The organism is Methylorubrum sp. Q1, from assembly GCF_004683995.1.
Taxonomy (GTDB): domain Bacteria; phylum Pseudomonadota; class Alphaproteobacteria; order Rhizobiales; family Beijerinckiaceae; genus Methylobacterium.
In genome coordinates, this window is record NZ_SRHQ01000110.1 from 1 (window position 1) to 287 (window position 287).

Sequence of the window (287 nt, forward strand, 5' to 3'; positions counted from 1 at the left end):
GGCGTAGCGGCCGACGTCCGAGGTGGCCGTGGCCGCCGTGGCGAGGGTGCCCGATAGGGCCGCGCCTGCGCCTAGCGAGGTCGTGGTGTAGGTCAGGCTCGGGTTGGCCTCGCCGTAGAGGCGGCTCTGGCCTGTGGCCGTGACCGTCACCGATCGCTGGTCGATCGTGAGGTTGGCGCCTTGGTAGGTCACGGCATAGTTGGCCGAGGCGGCCAGGCTGCCCTGGCCGATGCCGTAGCTGCCGACGTTGCTGCGCGCGTCGGCGGCGGTGGCGAGTTCGCCGGTCA

General features: G+C 72.1%; 1 protein-coding gene. It reads right to left on the reverse strand.

All coding sequences use genetic code 11. From position 1 onward, the window contains the following. Nucleotides 1-287, reverse strand: a 287-nt coding sequence (locus tag E4V01_RS25980) for an MBG domain-containing protein (RefSeq protein ID WP_193763321.1), incomplete at both ends; no start/stop codon positions are given.